General features: G+C 57.5%; 13 protein-coding genes and 1 riboswitch. Of the genes, 8 read left to right on the top strand and 5 right to left on the bottom strand.

What is annotated here, in order from left to right:
• Positions 1-23 precede the first annotated feature (23 nt).
• Both QZ460_RS01535 and QZ460_RS01530 read left to right on the top strand, forming a co-directional pair.
• Positions 24-1,022 (top strand): metallophosphoesterase family protein, encoded by a 999-nt coding sequence (locus QZ460_RS01535; protein WP_290539825.1) that lies wholly within the window; start codon positions 24-26, stop codon positions 1,020-1,022.
• Between the two features lie 174 nt (positions 1,023-1,196).
• Complete coding sequence (locus QZ460_RS01530) at positions 1,197-2,015, top strand: ROK family protein (protein WP_290539824.1); 819 nt, start codon at positions 1,197-1,199, stop codon at positions 2,013-2,015.
• Between the two features lie 285 nt (positions 2,016-2,300).
• Here QZ460_RS01530 and QZ460_RS01525 read toward each other — a convergent pair whose 3' ends face one another.
• A complete protein-coding gene (locus QZ460_RS01525; protein WP_290539823.1) occupies positions 2,301-3,056 on the bottom strand; it encodes an exodeoxyribonuclease III in 756 nt (251 codons plus the stop codon).
• 463 nt (positions 3,057-3,519) lie between these two features.
• Here QZ460_RS01525 and QZ460_RS01520 point away from each other — a divergent pair, with 463 nt between their 5' ends.
• The 6 genes from QZ460_RS01520 (at position 3,520) to QZ460_RS01495 (ending at position 11,947) form a co-directional block, all read left to right on the top strand.
• Complete coding sequence (locus tag QZ460_RS01520; protein ID WP_290539822.1) at positions 3,520-3,864, top strand: hypothetical protein; 345 nt, start codon at positions 3,520-3,522, stop codon at positions 3,862-3,864.
• 87 nt (positions 3,865-3,951) lie between these two features.
• Entirely contained in the window at positions 3,952-6,258 is a 2,307-nt protein-coding gene (locus QZ460_RS01515) for a TonB-dependent receptor (RefSeq protein ID WP_290539821.1), read from the top strand.
• A 540-nt stretch (positions 6,259-6,798) separates the two neighbouring features.
• Positions 6,799-8,481, top strand: a complete 1,683-nt coding sequence (locus QZ460_RS01510; RefSeq protein ID WP_290539820.1) for a putative transporter — start codon at positions 6,799-6,801, stop codon at positions 8,479-8,481.
• Between the two features lie 436 nt (positions 8,482-8,917).
• Positions 8,918-9,114, top strand: a riboswitch (cobalamin riboswitch).
• Between the two features lie 145 nt (positions 9,115-9,259).
• Positions 9,260-10,942, top strand: coding sequence for a putative transporter (locus tag QZ460_RS01505; protein ID WP_290539819.1), 1,683 nt, complete (start codon positions 9,260-9,262; stop codon positions 10,940-10,942).
• Positions 10,943-11,039: 97 nt separating this feature from the next.
• Complete coding sequence (locus QZ460_RS01500; protein WP_290539818.1) at positions 11,040-11,405, top strand: hypothetical protein; 366 nt, start codon at positions 11,040-11,042, stop codon at positions 11,403-11,405.
• Positions 11,406-11,407: 2 nt separating this feature from the next.
• The gene (locus QZ460_RS01495; RefSeq protein WP_290539817.1) at positions 11,408-11,947 is read left to right on the top strand and encodes a cob(I)yrinic acid a,c-diamide adenosyltransferase; all 540 of its coding nucleotides are present in this window, start codon (positions 11,408-11,410) and stop codon (positions 11,945-11,947) included.
• On the opposite strand, the gene QZ460_RS01490 is transcribed toward QZ460_RS01495, so the two are convergent.
• The 4 genes from QZ460_RS01490 to QZ460_RS01475 form a co-directional block, all read right to left on the bottom strand.
• Complete coding sequence (locus QZ460_RS01490; RefSeq protein WP_290539816.1) at positions 11,948-13,093, bottom strand: ABC transporter substrate-binding protein; 1,146 nt, start codon at positions 13,091-13,093, stop codon at positions 11,948-11,950.
• 244 nt (positions 13,094-13,337) lie between these two features.
• On the bottom strand, positions 13,338-14,351 hold the full coding sequence (locus QZ460_RS01485; protein WP_290539953.1) for a PKD domain-containing protein: 1,014 nt from the start codon (positions 14,349-14,351) through the stop codon (positions 13,338-13,340).
• A 577-nt stretch (positions 14,352-14,928) separates the two neighbouring features.
• Positions 14,929-16,101 (bottom strand): DUF5074 domain-containing protein, encoded by a 1,173-nt coding sequence (locus QZ460_RS01480; protein WP_290539815.1) that lies wholly within the window; start codon positions 16,099-16,101, stop codon positions 14,929-14,931.
• Positions 16,098-18,155: a TonB-dependent receptor gene (locus QZ460_RS01475; RefSeq protein WP_290539814.1), complete on the bottom strand. Its 2,058-nt coding sequence runs from the start codon at positions 18,153-18,155 to the stop codon at positions 16,098-16,100. The genes QZ460_RS01480 and QZ460_RS01475 overlap by 4 nt, the downstream gene beginning before the upstream one ends.
• Between the last annotated feature and the right edge of the window lie 85 nt (positions 18,156-18,240).

The raw sequence follows: 18,240 nt of genomic DNA, 5'->3' as shown, positions 1-18,240 counted from the left end.
AAACCTGAAAATAACCTACTACCATGAAAAAAACAGTTACATTATTGTGCGCCTGCATCACATGGTGCGGTGTCATGGCGCAGACGCCCGTCCTGAAGATCAACGAGGAGGGCAAGTATAAGATCGCACAATTTACCGACACCCACCTGGATTTGAGCACGGACTACCGCCGCGCACAGTCGGCCAGGACCATCGACCAGCTGAACTACATCCTCGACAGCGAGAAGCCCGATTTGGTGATTTTCACGGGCGACGTGGTCACGGGAAAACCCGCAGCCGAGGGATGGAAGATGATCTTGGCTCCCGTCGCGGAGCGCAATCTGCCCTTCTGCGTGACATTGGGCAACCACGATGCCGAGCAGGATATCTCGCGTACCGAAATCGCCGAAATCGTCACCTCGTTCAAGGGTACGCTCAACACCCGCAAATCGGGCGAACTGGACGACGTGGCCCTCGAAGTGATGTCGCGCAAGGGCGACAAGGTCGACAAGGTGCTCTACTGCATCGACTCCCACGACTATTCGACCCTCGACGGGGTTGACGGCTACGCCTGGATTACCCGGGAGCAGATCGACTGGTACCGCAGCCTCAGCGCAAAATATGCCGCCGCCAACGGCAACAGACCCCTGCCCTCGATGGCCTTCTTCCACATCTGCCTCCACGAGTTCGCTCCGGCCTGGGCCAACGACGAAAACACCCATGCGGGACGTCGCGCCGAGGACGAATGCCCCGGGGTGCTGAATACCGGCATGTACAGCTCGATGGTCGAGATGGGCGACATCTGCGGCGTGTTCGTGGGTCACGACCACGATATCGACTATGTGGTGGCGCAGAACGGCATAGCGCTGGGATACGGCCGCTTCTCGGGCTACGACACCACCTACAACAACCTGCGTCACGGCGTGCGCATCATCGAGCTGCACGAGGGGGTCCGCGAATTCGAGTCCTGGATCCACGAGCGCGACGGACGCATCGTGAACCGCATCCTGTTCCGTGACGGCAAAATAGAGCGGCTCGACTGATTCCGAAACGGAAACGGCCGGAACGCCGCATCATTTTTGCAGCGTCCCGTTTCCCTGAACCTGAGTATGGACGGCTGGCGGTACACTCCGGGCGCATGAAGTGCCGTCGGCTCTAAAAAATCTGTCGTGGAAGGTCGGCATGCGCCCGGCCGATAGGCGGCAGTGGGTAAACTTATGAATATTGGAATAGATTTGGGAGGCACAAACCTTCGGGTCGGCCTTGTCCATGAGGGCGAGATCGTCAAACTCCTGTCCGAGCCCTGCAAGGCCACGGCATCGGCCGAGGCTGTGTTGGAACATATCTCGACGCTGGTTGCGCGGATCATGACACCCGAGGTCCGTCAGATCGGCGTGGGTGTGCCTTCGGTGGTGGATTCGGTCCAGGGCATCGTCTACGACGTGGTGGGTATCCCCTCGTGGCGCGAAGTGCACCTCAAGGAGTATCTCGAACGCCGCTTCGGGCTGCCCGTGCATGTCAACAACGATTGCAACTGCTTTGCCCTGGGGGTCTGCCGTTACGGCGAGGCCAGGGGCTACCGCGATGTGGTCTGCATGGCGATGGGTACGGGTGTCGGCGCGGGGATTGTCATCGACGGCAAATTGTACTGCGGTCAGAATACGGGGGCCGGCGAAATCGGTGCCGCCCCCTATCTGGACCGGGACTACGAGTACTATTGCAGCAGCCGTTTCTTCGTCGGCCGCGGCACCACGGGCAAGGAGGCCTGTGAAAAGGCTGCCGCAGGGGACGAGGAGGCTCTGGCACTGTGGAAGGAGTTCGGGCATCATGTGGGCAATCTGGTGATGCTTGTCATGTATGCCTACGATCCGGAGGCGATCGTCCTCGGCGGCAGTATCGCGCAGGCCTTCGCCTTCTTCAAGGATTCGATGTACGAGACGCTCGACGGCTTCCTCTATGCGGGCGCGGTCAAGCGACTGCACATCTGCTGCTCGAATGTCGAGAATGCGGGATTGCTCGGAGCCTCGATTTGCTGATTGGACAGCCGCTGGCGGCGGAATGTGCGGCAGCGTGCCGACCGACTCTTCGGCATCCAGCAGTTTCGGTGCACCCGCATCGCGTGGCGGCAGCCTCCGCTACCCCACTCCGTCCGGTGCGAAGCCGGGGTCGAGAGCCTGGCAAGCGGCGCATTGGGGTTGAACAGCCGACGATGTGCGGCCCAGGGAGAAGAGATGGACGCGGAAAAATCCGTTGCCGCAACAGACAAGAGAGCCGGCAGGTTTTACGACCTGCCGGCTCTCTTGTCTGAGCTCCCGGAGCTGTTACAAATCGACCTCCACCATCACGGGGCAGTGGTCTGAGCCTAAGATTTCGTTGTGGATTGCGGCGCCGCGCAACCGGTCTTTCAAACGCGCCGACGCGAGGAAGTAATCGATACGCCAGCCCGTGTTCTTCTCCCGGGCCCGGAAGCGGTAGGACCACCACGAATAGGCCCCCTCCAAATCGGGATGGAAATGGCGGAACGTGTCGATAAATCCGGCATCGAGCAGTGTCTGGAACTTCTCGCGCTCCTGATCGGTGAAGCCGGCATTCATGCGGTTGGTCTTGGGATTCTTGAGGTCGATTTCGCGGTGTGCCACGTTCAAATCGCCGCACACCAGAACCGGTTTGCGCTCATCGAGCCGGAGCAGGTAGTCGCGAAAGTCATTTTCCCAAGTCATGCGGTAGTCCAGACGCTTCAGTCCGTCCTGCGAGTTGGGCGTGTAGACGGTCACCAGAAAGAAATTCTCCATCTCCAGGGTGATGACGCGTCCCTCGTGGTCGTGTTCGTCGATGCCCATGCCGCAGGTGACATTCACGGGAGTGTGGCGGGTGAAAATCGCCGTCCCCGAATAGCCCTTCTTGTCGGCATAGTTCCAGAAGGAGCTGTAACCCGCGAATGCAAGTTCGAGCTGTCCCTCCTGCATCTTGGTCTCCTGCAGGCAGAAGAAATCGGCATCCAGCGCCGTAAAAACCTCCCGGAAGCCCTTGTCGCAGCAGGCACGGATTCCGTTGACGTTCCATGATATCAGTTTCATATTCTTGTCGTTTTTCAGATTCGTTTTGCGTATATCGGGGCACAATACCCCAAATTACAACGCCAAGTTACGGAAAATATTTCTGCCGGCCAAAAACGCAATGGCCGCATCCGCGGGCATCCCGGGCAGGGACGCCCTGCAGCCCGCCCCTGCCCGGTGCCGGGGCGGCAAGCAGAGTGGGCCACAAGGGCGTGCGCGAAATAGCCCCGCCCAAAGCGAAGACCGGGGAGAGGTGCGCGAAATCTCCTCTGCCCGGGGATGCTCCCGAGGATGCGTGTGCAAAATAGCCCCGCCCGGAAGAGGTGTTTTTTTGATTTTTTTACAAAATTGTAAATATACCTGATTTACAGCGTATTAATTCTTTTGTTTTCGGGCCTTTGCCCTTGTGTCGAATGCCGAAATTGGCGATAAATGCTGTTTTTTATCTTTTTTTCCGTATCTTTGGGGCGAACCCCAAAGAACAGTGCGTAACTATACACGGAACATAGGAGCGGCGTTGCTACTGGTACTCTTCGCATGGTACTGGGGTTCCGTCACGCTTTTTCCCCACGTTCACAAGATCGACGGGCACACCTATGTTCACTCCCATCCTTTCTCCGGCACATCGAACAACCCCGGGCACAGCCATACCCCGCAGCAGTTTCAGCTGATCGCTCACCTGTCGCTGCTGGTGATGACGGCCGCCACGCTTGTGGCCTTTGTCCTGCGCCTGCTGGGTGTTTCCTTCATCTTCAAGACGCAAGCTACGTCGGCCCGTCAGGATGTGCCGATCCGGATTTACGGGCTCCGGGCGCCTCCGGCCTGCTGATCCACATTCTTCTCCGAAGGGGACGGGCTGCCGCCTGCCCCTGAGACCATGTAATTGTATCAGTAACATCCAAAAACAAATTTACCCATGAAAAAAATGATATTGGGGGCATTTCTCATGCTCCTGCTTCCCGCCCTGTGTTTGGCCGGGGAAGAATCCGTAGTCAAGCCCCGCAAACAGAGCGACGCGCACATCACCGGCCATGTCATCGACGCCAAGACGCGCGAACACCTCTCCTTTGCCACCATCGCCGTCCAAGGCACGACCATCGGCATTGCGACCGACGCTACGGGACACTTTTTCCTGAAAAACCTGCCCCAGGGCCGCTTTACGCTCGTCGCCTCTTCCGTGGGCTACAAGAGCGCCGAGCAGACGGTCGAGATCCTTCCCAACAAGACCCTTGAGGTCAATTTCGAACTCACCGAAGAAGCGCTTTCGGTCGAGGAGATCGTCGTTTCGGCCAGCCGGACGGAGAGCAACAAGAAAACCGCGCCGACCATCGTCTCGGTGGCCTCGACCCAGCTCTTCGAATCGACCGCCTCGTGCAACATGGCCGAGACGATGAATTTCCAGTCGGGCCTGCGCGTCGAGACCAACTGCAGCAACTGCGGCACAACCCAGCTGCGCATCAACGGACTCGAAGGTCAGTATTCGCAGGTGCTGATTGACAGCCGCCCGATCTTCAGCTCGCTGGCCTCGGTCTACGGTCTGGAGCAGCTTCCCGTCGCCATGATCGAGCGGGTCGAGGTGATTCGCGGAGGAGGATCGGCCCTGTTCGGTGCCAACGCCATTGGCGGTGTGGTCAACATCATCACCAAGGAACCGCTGCGCAACTCTATCATGCTGTCCAACACGACCAATATCTTCAGCGGGGGCACGACCGACTTCAACACCTCGCTCAACGGTTCGTTCGTCTCCGACGACTACAAAATGGGTGTTTTCCTGTTCGGAATGCTCAAGGACCGCGACTCCTACGACCGCAACGGAGACGGATTCTCGGACATCCCGAAACTCAACTCCGAGACGGCAGGCTTCCGGGCCTATTACAAGACCTCGCCCTATACGCGTCTGACGGCCGAGTACCACCACATCCATGAGTTCCGCCGCGGTGGAGATGCCTTCGACCAGCCGCCCCACAAGGCCGGCATCGCCGAACAGCTCAACCACAAGATCGACGGCGGCGGCTTGAAATTCGACTGGTTCAGCCCGAACAACCGCCACCGGATGGGTATCTACACCTCGGCGCAGAATATCGACCGCAACAGCTATTTCGGCACGGACCAGAATCTCGATGCCTACGGTGCCACGACCGACAAGACGTTCGTGGCCGGAGCCCAATACACCTACACGTTCCACAAACTGCTGTTCTTGCCCTCGGAGCTGACGGCAGGTATCGAGTACAACTACAATACGCTCCACGACAAATACCTCGGTCTGGGACGCGATTTCAAGCAGGACTCCCATAGCACGGGCTTCTTCTTCCAGAACGAGTGGCAGAGCGAAAAGGTCAATTTCCTGATCGGAGGACGTCTGGACAAGCACAACATGATGAAGAACGTGGTCTTCTCGCCGCGTGTGAATGTGCGCTACAGCCCTACGGAGAAGATCGGACTGCGGGCCAGCTATTCGAGCGGCTACCGCGCGCCGCAGGCCTACAACGAGGACCTGCACATCGATGCCTTGGACAACAAGCTGGCGATCATCCGTCTGGCCCCGAACCTCAAGCCCGAATATTCGCACAGCTTGAGCGCATCGGTAGATCTGTACCACAATTTCGGCCGTGTGCAGGGCAACCTGCTCATCGAAGGATTCTACACAAAGCTCAAAGATGTCTTCTCGCTGGACAAAATCGGCGAGGATGAGCATGGCAACATCATCAAGGAGCGGCGCAACGCCTCGGGAGCCACCGTGGCCGGTGTGGGTGCCGAAGCCAAGCTGGGTATCCCGGGACGCTTCGAACTGCAGCTGGGCTACACCTTCCAGCGCAGCCGTTACGACGAACCCGAAAAGTGGTCGGACGATGTGGCCCCGCAGCGGAGGATGTTCCGCTCGCCGGACCACTACGGCTACCTGACGGCGAAGGTAAACCTCACGCGCGATTTCGTGGCCTCGCTCTTCGGCAACTACACGGGACGCATGCTCGTGCAGCACAATGCCGGCTATATCGAGCAGGATACGGAGCGTCTGACGCCCAATTTCTGGGATATGGGTCTGCGTCTGTCGTACAACTTCAGACTCACGAAGCAGCTGCGGCTGGAAGTGAACGCCGGAGTGAAGAACCTTTTCGACAGTTTCCAGAAGGACCTCGATTTCGGGCAGAACAAGGATGCCGCCTATATCTATGGCCCGGCAGCTCCGCGCACCTACTTCATTGGTGCAAAATTCGCCCTCTAAGCGGGATGCAGCCCGAAAGTTATTCGGATGCGGGGATCGGCCCTGCATCCGAATAACTTTTTTTATCGAGGACCGGGAGGACTGCCCGGAAGAAGTGGAAGATCGGCCCGATCGGGAAAATGTGCAAAGAATTCAAAAAGCAATTTTTTTTACATTGGACGGTATCTAATGACCGATTTATTATTATATTTGTTAAAGCAAAGGTTTTCGAAGCGCCAGTTGCGCGATGAGGAGTGAAAAGGGAGTGACGAAAGCTTCTGCAACAATACCCGTTGCTGAGGATTTCGGCTCCGAAGATGGGGCGCAAAAGTTTTAGAATCTTTGCCGCAGGCCGCAAGGCCTGGAAGGCGTCGACACGGAAACGAGCCGGAAGATCGGCCCAATCGGTTCGATGCCGAAGAACCCCGAGGAATAGATATTCGATATTGGTTGTGTATTACTTTATTGTTTTTTAAACCCGACGCTGCCGCGGGACAGACGTGTCGTCTTTGGCGTGCAGGCTTTGTTTTGCGGCGGATATCGGCATAAAAGGGATTCAGTATGGAACTAATTGAACAATTATTGTTTGGTTCCTCCTCATCTGGGGGGGGGGAAGTAGCCCACTCGGTGGTGCTTCTGGCGCTGGTTATCACGATCGGCATCATTTTGGGTAAGATAAAGATCCTCGGGGTCTCGCTGGGTGTGACGGGCATCCTGTTCGTCGGCATCGCCTTCAGTTATTTCGGGATGAAAATCGACGAGCACCTGATGCACTTCCTCAAGGAGTTCGGACTGATTCTCTTTGTCTATTCGATCGGCCTGCAGGTCGGCCCCGGGTTTTTCTCCTCGTTCCGCAAGGGCGGCATCACGCTGAACAAACTGGCGGTGCTGGTGGTTGCGCTGGGTGTCGCCACGACGGTGGTACTCTACTACGCAACGGGATTATCCATGACGACGATGGTCGGCGTGATGTCGGGTGCCGTGACCAATACGCCCGGGCTGGGCGCCGCACAGCAGGCATTCAGCGACCTGCATGTCGGATCCGATGCTCCGGATATCGCCACGGGTTATGCCGTGGCCTACCCGCTGGGAGTCGTGGGCGCCATTCTGACCCTGCTGTCACTGCGCTACCTGCTGCGTATCGACGTGCAACGGGAGGAAGAGGCCGCCGGACTGGGAACGGATGCTCTGAAAGACTTCACGACCCGGCGCCTTTCGGTCGAAATCAGCAATCCGGCCGTCGAGGGGAAAAGCATCGTCGCAATACGGGATCTGGCCCTGCGCGATTTCGTGGTCTCGCGCATCTGCCACCCGGGCAAAACGCCCGAGCTGGCTGCCGCGGCAACAACCGTCCACGGCGGTGACCGGATTTTGCTCGTGACGGCACCCAAAGATGTCGAGGCGCTGGTGGCCCTGCTCGGCCGGGAGGTCGACTCCGAGCCGATGGTCCTGGACAAAACGATGATTTCGCGGCGCATCCTGATCACCAAGCCCGAACTCAACGGCAAGACCCTCGCCGAACTGCGGGTGCGCTCGACCTATGGAGTGACGATCACGCGCATCAATCGCTTGGGTATCGATCTGGTTGCCTCCGGAGACCTGCAGCTCCAAATCGGCGATCAGGTGACGGTCGTGGGGCCCGAATTGTCGGTAACGCATGCCGAGCGGCTTTTCGGCAACTCGCTCAAGCGGCTCAACCACCCCAACCTGATCCCCATCTTCATCGGCATCGCACTGGGTGTTCTGCTGGGAAGCATTTCGTTCTGGATTCCGGGCATCCCCCAGCCCGTCAAGCTGGGACTTGCCGGCGGGCCGCTGATCGTGGCCATCCTCATCGGCCGCTACGGGCCTCGCTACAAGCTGGTCACCTACACGACCATGTCGGCCAACCTGATGTTACGCGAGGTGGGTATCTCGCTCTTCCTGGCGGGAGTCGGGCTGGGTGCCGGCGAGGAGTTCGTGCCGACGCTCCTGGCGGGCGGATATGTCTGGATCGCCTACGGAGCAGCCATTACGATCATACCGCTTCTGCTGGCCGGACTTTTCGGGCGCTTTTACTACAAACTCAACTATTACACGCTGATCGGCGTACTTTCGGGAGCGTCGACCAATCCGCCCGCCTTGGCCTATTCGACCGAGCAGACCGCAACCGATGCCCCGTCGGTGGGATATGCCATGGTCTATCCGCTGTCGATGTTCCTGCGGGTGCTGGCGGCTCAACTCCTGATTCTGATTTTCGCCTGACCCTCAAAAAGCGAGACAAAACAAGACAAATCTTACGCCCAATTTCTGGAGCTCGCTCTTCGGTAGTTCACGGGGAGGGCTTCACCGCTGCAAAATTTGCTCTCTGAGCGGGGAGAGTGCCATTCGGGTGCAGGGATCTACCCTGCCCCGATTTTTTTGTGATAGATCGAAAAACAGCCCGGAATGGATCCGGGCTGTTTGGTCTTCGGGCGGCTCCCCCGTCGTCGGGCAAAAAGAGGGATCAGGCCGGAACAGGCTGTGGTTCGGAGAGGAGAGAGACTGGCCGCGTGGCTGCGACGGGCCGGACGGCGGCAAAACCGTCGCCGGCAGGACAGGCGGGGAAAATTCGCAGATCCCGAATAGGCGTTTTAACGGCCTGCAAGGCTGTTTTCTGAAAATAATTCGTTTTCCGATGCTATTATTCGGGATTAAACTTTATATTTGTCCCAGATTTGGTTCTCCGCTTTTCGCACGAAAAGGGAGATGAAAAGGGAATCGGGTGCAAATCCCGGACAGTCCCGCTGCTGTGAAACTCCGCGAAAGTTTCGAACATCTCGCCACTGGTCCGCAAGGATCGGGAAGGCTTCGGAACAGGAGCAAGTCAGAAGACCTGCCAAGTCGATTCGACGTCGAAGGACCCCGAGGGATGGGCATTCGATATCGGTTGTGTATTGCTTTATATGTTTTTTTGAACCCGACGCTGCCGCGGGATTGACCTGCCGTTTTCGGTATGCAGGTTTTGTTTCGCGGGCGGATGCCGGCATAAAAGGGATTCGGTATGGAACTAATCGAACGATTGCTATTTGGCTCCGACTCGCTGTGGGGCGGCGGCGTCGCCCACTCGGTGGTGATACTGGCGCTGGTCATCGCCTTCGGTGTCATATTGGGCAAGGTGAAGGTCTCCGGCGTGTCGCTGGGGGTGACGGGTATCCTGTTCGTCGGCATCGCCTTCAGCTATTTCGGGATGAACATCAATGAGCACCTGATGCACTTCCTCAAGGAGTTAGGACTGATACTCTTTGTCTATTCGATCGGCCTGCAGGTCGGACCCGGGTTTTTCTCCTCGTTCCGCAAGGGCGGTATCACGCTGAACAAACTGGCGGTGCTGGTGGTTGCGCTGGGTGTCGTCACGACGGTGCTACTCTATTACGCGACGGGATTACCCATGACAACGATGGTCGGCGTGATGTCGGGTGCCGTGACTAATACGCCCGGGCTGGGCGCCGCACAGCAGGCATTCAGCGACCTGCATGCCGGGGCCGATGCTCCGGATATCGCCACGGGTTATGCCGTGGCCTACCCGCTGGGAGTCGTGGGCGCCATTCTGACCCTGCTGTCGCTGCGCTACCTGCTGCGTATCGACGTGCACCGGGAGGAAGAGGCTGCCGGACTGGGAACGGATGCCCTGAAGGATCTGACGACCCGCTGTCTCTCGGTCGAGATCAGCAATCCGGCCGTCGAGGGGAAAAGCATTGCCGCAGTTCGGCGTCTGGCCCTGCGCGATTTCGTGGTTTCGCGCATCTGCCACCCGGGCAAAACGCCCGAACTGGCCGACGCTGCGACGCTGCTCCACGGCGGTGACCGGATTTTGCTCGTGGCGGCGCCCAAAGATGTCGAGGCGCTGGTGGCCCTGCTCGGCCGGGAGGTCGACTCCGAGCCGATGGTCCTGGACAAAACGATGATTTCGCGGCGCATCCTGATCACCAAGCCCGAACTCAACGGCAAGACCCTCGCCGAACTGCGGGTGCGCTCGACCTATGGAGTGACGATCACGCGCATCAATCGCTTGGGTATCGATCTGGTTGCCTCCGGAGACCTGCAGCTCCAAATCGGCGATCAGGTGACGGTCGTGGGGCCCGAATTGTCGGTAACGCATGCCGAGCGGCTTTTCGGCAACTCGCTCAAGCGGCTCAACCACCCCAACCTGATCCCCATCTTCATCGGCATCGCACTGGGTGTTCTGCTGGGAAGCATTTCGTTCTGGATTCCGGGCATCCCCCAGCCCGTCAAGCTGGGACTTGCCGGCGGGCCGCTGATCGTGGCCATCCTCATCGGCCGCTACGGGCCTCGCTACAAGCTGGTCACCTACACGACCATGTCGGCCAACCTGATGTTACGCGAGGTGGGTATCTCGCTCTTCCTGGCGGGAGTCGGGCTGGGTGCCGGCGAGGAGTTCGTGCCGACGCTCCTGGCGGGCGGATATGTCTGGATCGCCTACGGAGCAGCCATTACGATCATACCGCTTCTGCTAGCCGGACTTTTCGGGCGTTTTTACTACAAACTCAACTATTACACGCTGATCGGCGTGCTTTCGGGAGCGTCGACCAATCCGCCCGCCCTGGCCTATTCGGCCGAGCAGACCGCGACCGATGCCCCGTCGGTGGGATATGCCACGGTCTATCCGCTGTCGATGTTCCTGCGGGTGCTGGCGGCCCAACTCTTGATTCTGATTTTCGGATAAACCAAAAAAGACGCGGCAAAACAAGGATTTGTTACTGCCATAACTGTCATTGCATCGAGATTAGTAGTCGGCCGCGTCTTTTTTTAATTTTAAAATTATGAATATCGTTTTATACGGAGTTACGGCGGATGTCGCCGAACGGATTGCCGAACGCTACGGATTGAAAGTGGTGAATTCTCCGGACAAATTCGATGCGTCGGGAACGATCGTACTTGTCCCGTCGATAAACGCCCCGCGCTACCTGTTGGCTTTCTTCAACGCCATGCTGCGCCACGAGGAGGATGTCGATGCGGTCATCATCTGCGGAGCCGACTCCTGCGCGGCCGTCAGCACCGTGCACTACTGCACCCCACAGGGGAAATTCTTTACCCTGAACGGCGATCTGGACGCCGGGGAACTGCTGGCGGAACTTTACCAGCTCCTCGATTCGCTGTTCGCCCAGGGAAATCAAATCAATTTTTAGCAATGGAGACCAAAGGCTATCTACACGTTTACACCGGCAACGGCAAAGGCAAGACCACGGCGGCATTCGGCCTGGCCCTGCGGGCGCTGTGCAGCGGGAAGGACGTCTATGTCGGGCAGTTCGTCAAATCGATGAAGTACAACGAAACGAAGGTCGAAGGGCTGTTCGACGGCACGAATCCGGCATTCGGACGCATCCGCATCGAACAACTGGGGCGCGGATGCTTCATCGGGAGAGATCCCGAGCCGGCCGATGCCGAGGCGGCACACAAGGGATGGAGCCGTTGCGCGGAGCTGCTCCGAAGCGGCGAATACGCGGTGGTGATCCTCGACGAATTGACCATCGCCCTGCATTTCGGGCTGCTTTCGACCGCCGTCGTGCTGGATGTGCTGCGCAACCGCCATCCGGCTGTCGAGGTGGTCATCACGGGACGCTATGCGCCGCAGGGACTGATCGACGCGGCCGACCTGGTAACCGACATGTGCGAGGTGAAGCACTACTACCGGCTGGGGCTTCTTTCGCGCGACGGCATCGACCGCTGATTATTCAAGCCTCCGGTAGTAGTAGGTTTCCCGGTCATTTTCGTCCAGCACCTCGGGGTGCAGGATCGCGATCAGGTCGTGCAGGACGACATCGGGCCGCACGACGCCCGATTCCCAGTAGTCGTTGCCTCCGGCGGAGTTCATCCGTCTGTTGCAGTTGTAGACCGCACCGTTTTGCACACACCGGGTCCGGGCGAATTTGGGATACAGCTCTTTCAGTTCGTCGAGCGACGAGGCATTGCCCGTGTTGAGCCACACGTCGGCCGCCGAGGTCAGCATATAGGCCTCTTCCAGGTCGATGGGCAGCGAACGGTTCGAGGTGTTCTTCGTGTAGATGTAATCGCCTCCGGCGTCGGCGATCAGTCGGGCGACGTAGCTCTCGGTCGACGCCATGAACCACGAACCGGCATAGGGGGCGTTGATCATCACTTTGGGATTTTCCGAAGTCGCCGCTGCGACTTTTTCCTTCAGTGCATCGTATCTCCGGGGAATCGGCGCAAAAACCGATTCGCCCTTTTCGCGGCTGTCGGTAATTTCCGACACGGCGACCAGCCATTCGGCTTTGCCGAGCGGCGACTCCTCGAGATATTCGCCGACATAGCAGAACGGGATCCCCATCTCCCGCAGCTTCGGCTCCATGCCGCTGGCGCCGCTGATGCCGAACAACAGGACCAGATCGGGCTTTTGGGCCAGCAGCAGCTCGTAATCGACATTCCCGTCGAATCCGACGTCGGCCACCGTCCCGGCATGGGTCGTCACATACTCGTTCGTGACATAGTCCCGGCCCGAAACGCCGACGATCCGGTCCGTCTGTCCCAGCGCATCGAGCATCGCCACATAGGTCGACGACATGCAGACGATACGCCGCGCTCCGGCTTCCACGACCTGACCCGTAAATCCGGCCGGTGCCTTTTCGCCGTTGCGGGCGATGAAGAGCATCGTTTCGCTGTCCTCGGCGCCCTGCCACGGACTCTTCGTCTTCAGCAAGGTGCTCTGCATCCCCTCGGCGCCGGAGATCCCGAAGCCCGATGCATGGGAGGGTGTGTATACCGGAAGCGTGTAATCGTCCACTCCGGCGGTTTGCTGCCCGCAGGCAGTGATCAGGGCCATTGCGGCCGCCAATCCGAATTTCAAAAAGTTTTTCATCGGCTCAAAATTACAAAATAAACTGCGAAAACCGGAGTTTGAATCGTTTCAGAACAAAGAAACGCACGTCAATCTCCAACTTCGGTTTTCGCAGCGTGTCAAAGAACGGCGGCGGGAATGAATTACGAAGAAGGGTTTGCAATGGTTCACCGTGATCAAGGAACCCGCCGCCGATTGATTATCCATAAGTCCCGAACGCCATTTCCGGGGCCCGGGAAACCGGATCGCTCCGGTTGTTCCGACCTTAAGGCCGTGTAGCTATGCTCTGCTTCAGCAGATGCAGGTCTTCGACACCCATGATTTCGGTCGAACACTCCCCGAGCCAACCGTTCTCCTGATTGATGCCGGTGTAGATTTTTATGTAATCGACACCCGGCAGGTTGACTTTGTCACCGCTCGAATCGACCGCCCAGCTTATGTCGATCGCCGAATCGTCGAGGTTGTTGATCTCGTTGTCTGCATAGCCGTAGCGGAATTTGTACAGCACGAAATAGCTCCCCGCACCGCTCTCGTCAATCGCATTCTGGGGCAGGCACGTTCCCGTGAAGGACAGCGTTTCTCCGGCCCACTGCGGATAATAGGGCTGCGCGTGGTACTGATTCTTCACTTTGTAGCCGGACTTCCCCTGATTGTCATCCCATTTGATATAGGTACCCCATTCCTCTCTCGATGTCGGCTCGCTGTCGGGGCGGTAATAGGTTATCCGGTAATTGAAATGGGTCTCCACATCGTTGCCTTTGCCCTTGGCCATTTCATACCACGCCTCTTGGGTCGGATCGACATGGGCGCTGCCCTGTATCTCATACCACTGCACCTTGTCCGGCCCGAGGTTGTCGGGATCGTAGGCCACCATGATGACTCCCGGCTCGCAACTTCCGCCCTCTGGAGCATTCGGATTGGGGTTGGCATTTGCGTAAAAGGCATTGCCCAGGACCCGGAAGTCGCGCAAGCCTTCGACATTCTGGATTGTATGGTCGAAACCGACCGTCACATAGCCGCCGAATCCGCCGAGGGTGATCATTCCGCGCTTGTTATCGCCAATGGCCTCCAGCACCTTTTGGTTCATATCCTCCTGCGTGTCCCCTTCCTCATACTTCGGCAGTTCGTTGGTAAACTGTCCGACAGCAGGCATGTAGTCGAAGACTTTGGTGACATAGGGATTCGACCCCTCGGCAGGCGGGTCGACAGGAGCGTATTCGACAAAAACCGTGAAATGATAGTCGAAGGAGATATCGCCCTGCGAGACCGTCAGCTTCATGCCGATGGATCCGCCGTGTGAAAACATGTGCTCAAGATTCTTGGTCTGTGCAACCTGCTCCTCGTCCTCGAACCAGGTATAAGAGATCCCTTCGTCGGAGACGCTGGTCACATTGACCCGGAACAACTGATCGACCTTGGCCCGAAATCCTCCTTCCGGCTCTTCGATGGTTATGTCCTCCTCTTTGAGTACGTAATCGCTGCTTACCGTGACCTCGAAATCATAGTCGAAGACGGTCGTTCCCTGACTGGCCTGCAGCCTGAGGGTGAATGTGCCCAGCGACGTGAAGGTGTATTCCAGATTTTTCGTGTCGGCAATCTTCGACTCGCCGAGCGACCATGCGTAGGAAACGCCCTCGTCCGAGACGCTTTTCACCTCGATCCGGAACGGCTTCCTGATCAGAGCCTTGAATCCCCCTTCGGGCTGGCTCACGGAGATATCCTCCTTTTTCAGCAAATAGACATCGGTACCCTTGTCGGAGTCGCTGCACCCGGCAAGAAACCCGATTGAAAGCAATGCCGACACAAGCAGCAAAACAATTCGTGTGTAATTTGTTTTCATACCCAAGAATATTAAGTTAGTTTTTCAGAGGTTGCAGTTTTTTACGGGTGAAGACGATATGCGCCGGAATGTTTCCGGTGCTTATCGACCACTTCCGCTTCCCGTCCGGACCGAAGCAGTGCAGGGTCCCGGCCCGGACGTAATCCTTGGCGTCGGTAACCAGAAACTCCCCGGTGTTCGGGTTGACGGCAATTCCATAAGGTGTTTGGATGCGCTCTTCGGTCCCGTCCTTGATGAAGTTGCGCGTGACGATCTCCCGCGTGCGCGTGTCTACGATGGCATAGGATACCGTCCAGTCGTTGGTTATGTAACTCCATTCGGTGCTGTATAGGAACAGCGAATCCCGGCACAGGGTCATCTGCGTGTTGGGCAGGTTCTCGAACTCGTAGGTCACTTTGTCCGTCGAGGTGTCGATGATGAATGTCTTGGAGGGCACTTCGTAATAGTCTCCGCGGGAGGAGACGTACAGATTGCCGTAATTGTCCGGCTGTATCCGGTGCAGGTTGATGGCGACGTCTATTTTCTTTTCTTCCGTGAAAGTCTTCAGATTGATGACCGACACGGTGCGGTCGTAATTGGGGACCCGGTAGCCGCCCGAATTGGCGACATAGAGTTTGTCGCCCACAATAGCCATCTCCTCGGGCTGATAACCCACGATACACTCGTCGACGACCTGAAGCGTGGCCGTGTCGATTTTGGCCACATAGCCGATCCGGGCATCCGGGGCTATTTGCACCGGACCCGCATAAGCGCTCACATAGGCATATTTGCCTTTGAAGGCGAGGTAGCGGCAGTTGGGGATCGCAATTTTGGCGATGTGCCTGACCGTATTGACATCCATCACCTCGACGTAGTTCGAACAATTGATGACCGCCCAGAGCTTGTCGCCGTAGATTTGAATGTCGTTTCCCACGTCGCCCAGGTCCTTCACTTCGTAAGGGTTGCGCTCGCCGTAAATATTCCGCGTATAGACGCCCGTTTCATAGTCGTAATAGTCGAGCGATGCCTGATTCGTCCCCATGTTGCCTTCGTTGAGCAGGAAAAAGCCGTATATGTCGCCCGTCACCTGCTCCCACGGGTTTACCAGGGTCGGCTCGGAGGGCAGGATCGGATCGTCCTTGCGGCAGGAGGCGGCAAGGAGGAGCACGCAACTGAAAGCAATGAGCCTCTTAAAATAAAACCTGTTCATAATGTAAGACTTAGAATAATCTTGAAATTGGTCCCCGGCATGGGATACCACTTGACCACCTCGTATTGCTGGTTGAAAATGTTGTTCACCTCGGCGGTGATGCGGAGCCGGGCGCGTTTGAATGGAATATCCCGCGACAGCGACATGTCGTGCGTGTACCACGGCTGGATGTAGTTGACCGGGATATTGTTTCCGAGCATATAACGCTCTCCCGTGTAGATGAAGCTGTAATTGAAATCCCACTTCCGGAAGGAGGCGTTAAGCACCGCCGAGCCGCTGTGCCACGGAATATAGGGTATCTGGTCGCCATATCCGTCCATGACGTTCTCCTCCCACCCTTCATCCTTCTCCCTGGTAAAATCCTGCGCCTTTTGATAGGTGTAGCTCAACCGGGCATCCAGCGTCAGTCCGCCTATCCGGAAACTGGGATTGAACGTCACATCTACCCCGCGGATCTCCACATACCCGAGATTCACCATCGTCCAGACGAGCTGATTGGAGGTCGGTGTGGCGATTATCTTGTCTTTCACCTCGTTGTAGTAGGCATCCACCGAAAGATTGAGCGCCGAGAGCACCCCTTTGCCGAATTGTCTGGTGTAGACAACCCCCACGTTGTACTGCGTGGCGTACTCCGGTTTCAGAAGCCGGTTGCCCAACTGGACGTAATAGAGGTCGTTGAAGGTTGGCATGCGGAATATCTCCTTGTAAAAGGCCCTTATATCGAGCCCGATCCTTTTAAACGGACGGTACGAGGCGATCAGCGTGGGCGAGAAGATGTTCTTGTCGGGCGCCGTTTCCATCCTCCGGGCACTCCGGTCGTGCACATAGGTGTAAAGCAGGCTGGCCTGCATGCTGAACCGGTTGAAGTTGACCGATGTGGCCAGGGCGCCCAGCAGCGTGCAGCGTCGCGGTTGGATGAAATGGGCATTGAACATGTCGGTGCCGTCCGCATCGAGTTTGTTCCACTGGAAATCGGTCGACAGATTCGCCGTCCACCACGGGGTGAGCACAAACAGATTGGCCGCCGTGACATAGACCTCCTGCTGCCAATAGTGATTGTCCATCGGTTGGACGGTACTCTCGGGCGGCATGATGTAGTTCATGTAATCGTTGGCATATTTGGCCTGAATCCTGTAACTGTAGAAATCCGTCACCTCCTGTCGTAAGGAACCCTGGACGAAAAAGTTGCGGTCCCGCTGCCGGTCTTCGTTCAGCAGCGAAATTCCGTAGTCCTTCTTCACGGCGGCACCGGGATACCCCCGCTCGGAGTTGTAGAAGTAGCCTTTCACCTGCCATTCGCCGCGCCGGATCCTGCCAAAGAGGGCCGCCTCGGCGCGGAGGAACCATACATCCCCGTTGCGCCGGACTTCGGTGGTGTCATAGCCGCCGTCCTTGTGGTAGCGGAATTTGTATTTTCCGGAAGTGTTCAGATATTCGATATTGGCCGACGACGAAAGGTTTTTGCCGATTCGATGCTCCCAGAGGGCGGAGGCGTTGATCAGATCGAAGGATCCGCCCTTGAGTTTCACGTTGAAGCGGTTGTTGCGTCCGCCCGGGAAAACGGGCCTGCGCGTCACCATATATACCGCACTTGCCGAGGCAAAGTCGCGTGCGGACTGGAATATGTCGCTTTTCTGACCGTTGTAAACCGAGACCAATTCCATGTTGTCGAGCGAAAACTTGCCGAGGTCCACCGTTCCATTCTGGGCGTTGCCGATCTGTATGCCGTCGTAAAACACCCCCACGTGCTGGCTGCCCATGCTGCGGATGTTGACGGTCTTCAAGCCTCCGATCCCTCCGTAGTCCTTGATCTGCACACCGGAGAAATAGCGCAGCGCATCCGACACGGAATGCGAGTTGAGCCTTTGCAGCTTCTCGCCCGAGAGAATCTGCGCTGGGACGACCGTCCGGTTCTGCCTGCCGAGCACCGTCACCTCGTTGATGGCCAGCGTGCGGATCGAATCCGGATATTGCCGGCTCCCGACACCCTGAGCATGCGCGAAGCCGCCGACGAGAAGGTGGAACAGGATCCAAATTGCCGATATTCTTTTCACTTCCTGATACCGTTTGTTTGTTCATATGGAGTGCCGGGATTTTTCGGTCCCGACACTCCGGTTATTTGGCACAAATGGGGGCCGA

This window comes from Alistipes sp., from assembly GCF_020026455.1.
In the GTDB taxonomy this organism is placed as follows: Bacteria; Bacteroidota; Bacteroidia; order Bacteroidales; family Rikenellaceae; genus Alistipes.
This window is presented reverse-complemented; position numbering and strand designations above follow the sequence as displayed.

Bases quoted from the DNA above. Each gene is read 5' to 3' on its own strand.
- QZ460_RS01535 (WP_290539825.1), top strand. From the start codon at position 24: ATGAAAAAAACAGTTACATTATTGTGCGCCTGCATCACATGGTGCGGT.
- QZ460_RS01530 (WP_290539824.1), top strand. From the start codon at position 1,197: ATGAATATTGGAATAGATTTGGGAGGCACAAACCTTCGGGTCGGCCTT.
- QZ460_RS01525 (WP_290539823.1), bottom strand. From the start codon at position 3,056: ATGAAACTGATATCATGGAACGTCAACGGAATCCGTGCCTGCTGCGAC.
- QZ460_RS01515 (WP_290539821.1), top strand. From the start codon at position 3,952: ATGAAAAAAATGATATTGGGGGCATTTCTCATGCTCCTGCTTCCCGCC.
- QZ460_RS01510 (WP_290539820.1), top strand. From the start codon at position 6,799: ATGGAACTAATTGAACAATTATTGTTTGGTTCCTCCTCATCTGGGGGG.
- QZ460_RS01505 (WP_290539819.1), top strand. From the start codon at position 9,260: ATGGAACTAATCGAACGATTGCTATTTGGCTCCGACTCGCTGTGGGGC.
- QZ460_RS01500 (WP_290539818.1), top strand. From the start codon at position 11,040: ATGAATATCGTTTTATACGGAGTTACGGCGGATGTCGCCGAACGGATT.
- QZ460_RS01495 (WP_290539817.1), top strand. From the start codon at position 11,408: ATGGAGACCAAAGGCTATCTACACGTTTACACCGGCAACGGCAAAGGC.
- QZ460_RS01490 (WP_290539816.1), bottom strand. From the start codon at position 13,093: ATGAAAAACTTTTTGAAATTCGGATTGGCGGCCGCAATGGCCCTGATC.
- QZ460_RS01485 (WP_290539953.1), bottom strand. From the start codon at position 14,351: ATGAAGCTGACGGTCTCGCAGGGCGATATCTCCTTCGACTATCATTTC.
- QZ460_RS01480 (WP_290539815.1), bottom strand. From the start codon at position 16,101: ATGAACAGGTTTTATTTTAAGAGGCTCATTGCTTTCAGTTGCGTGCTC.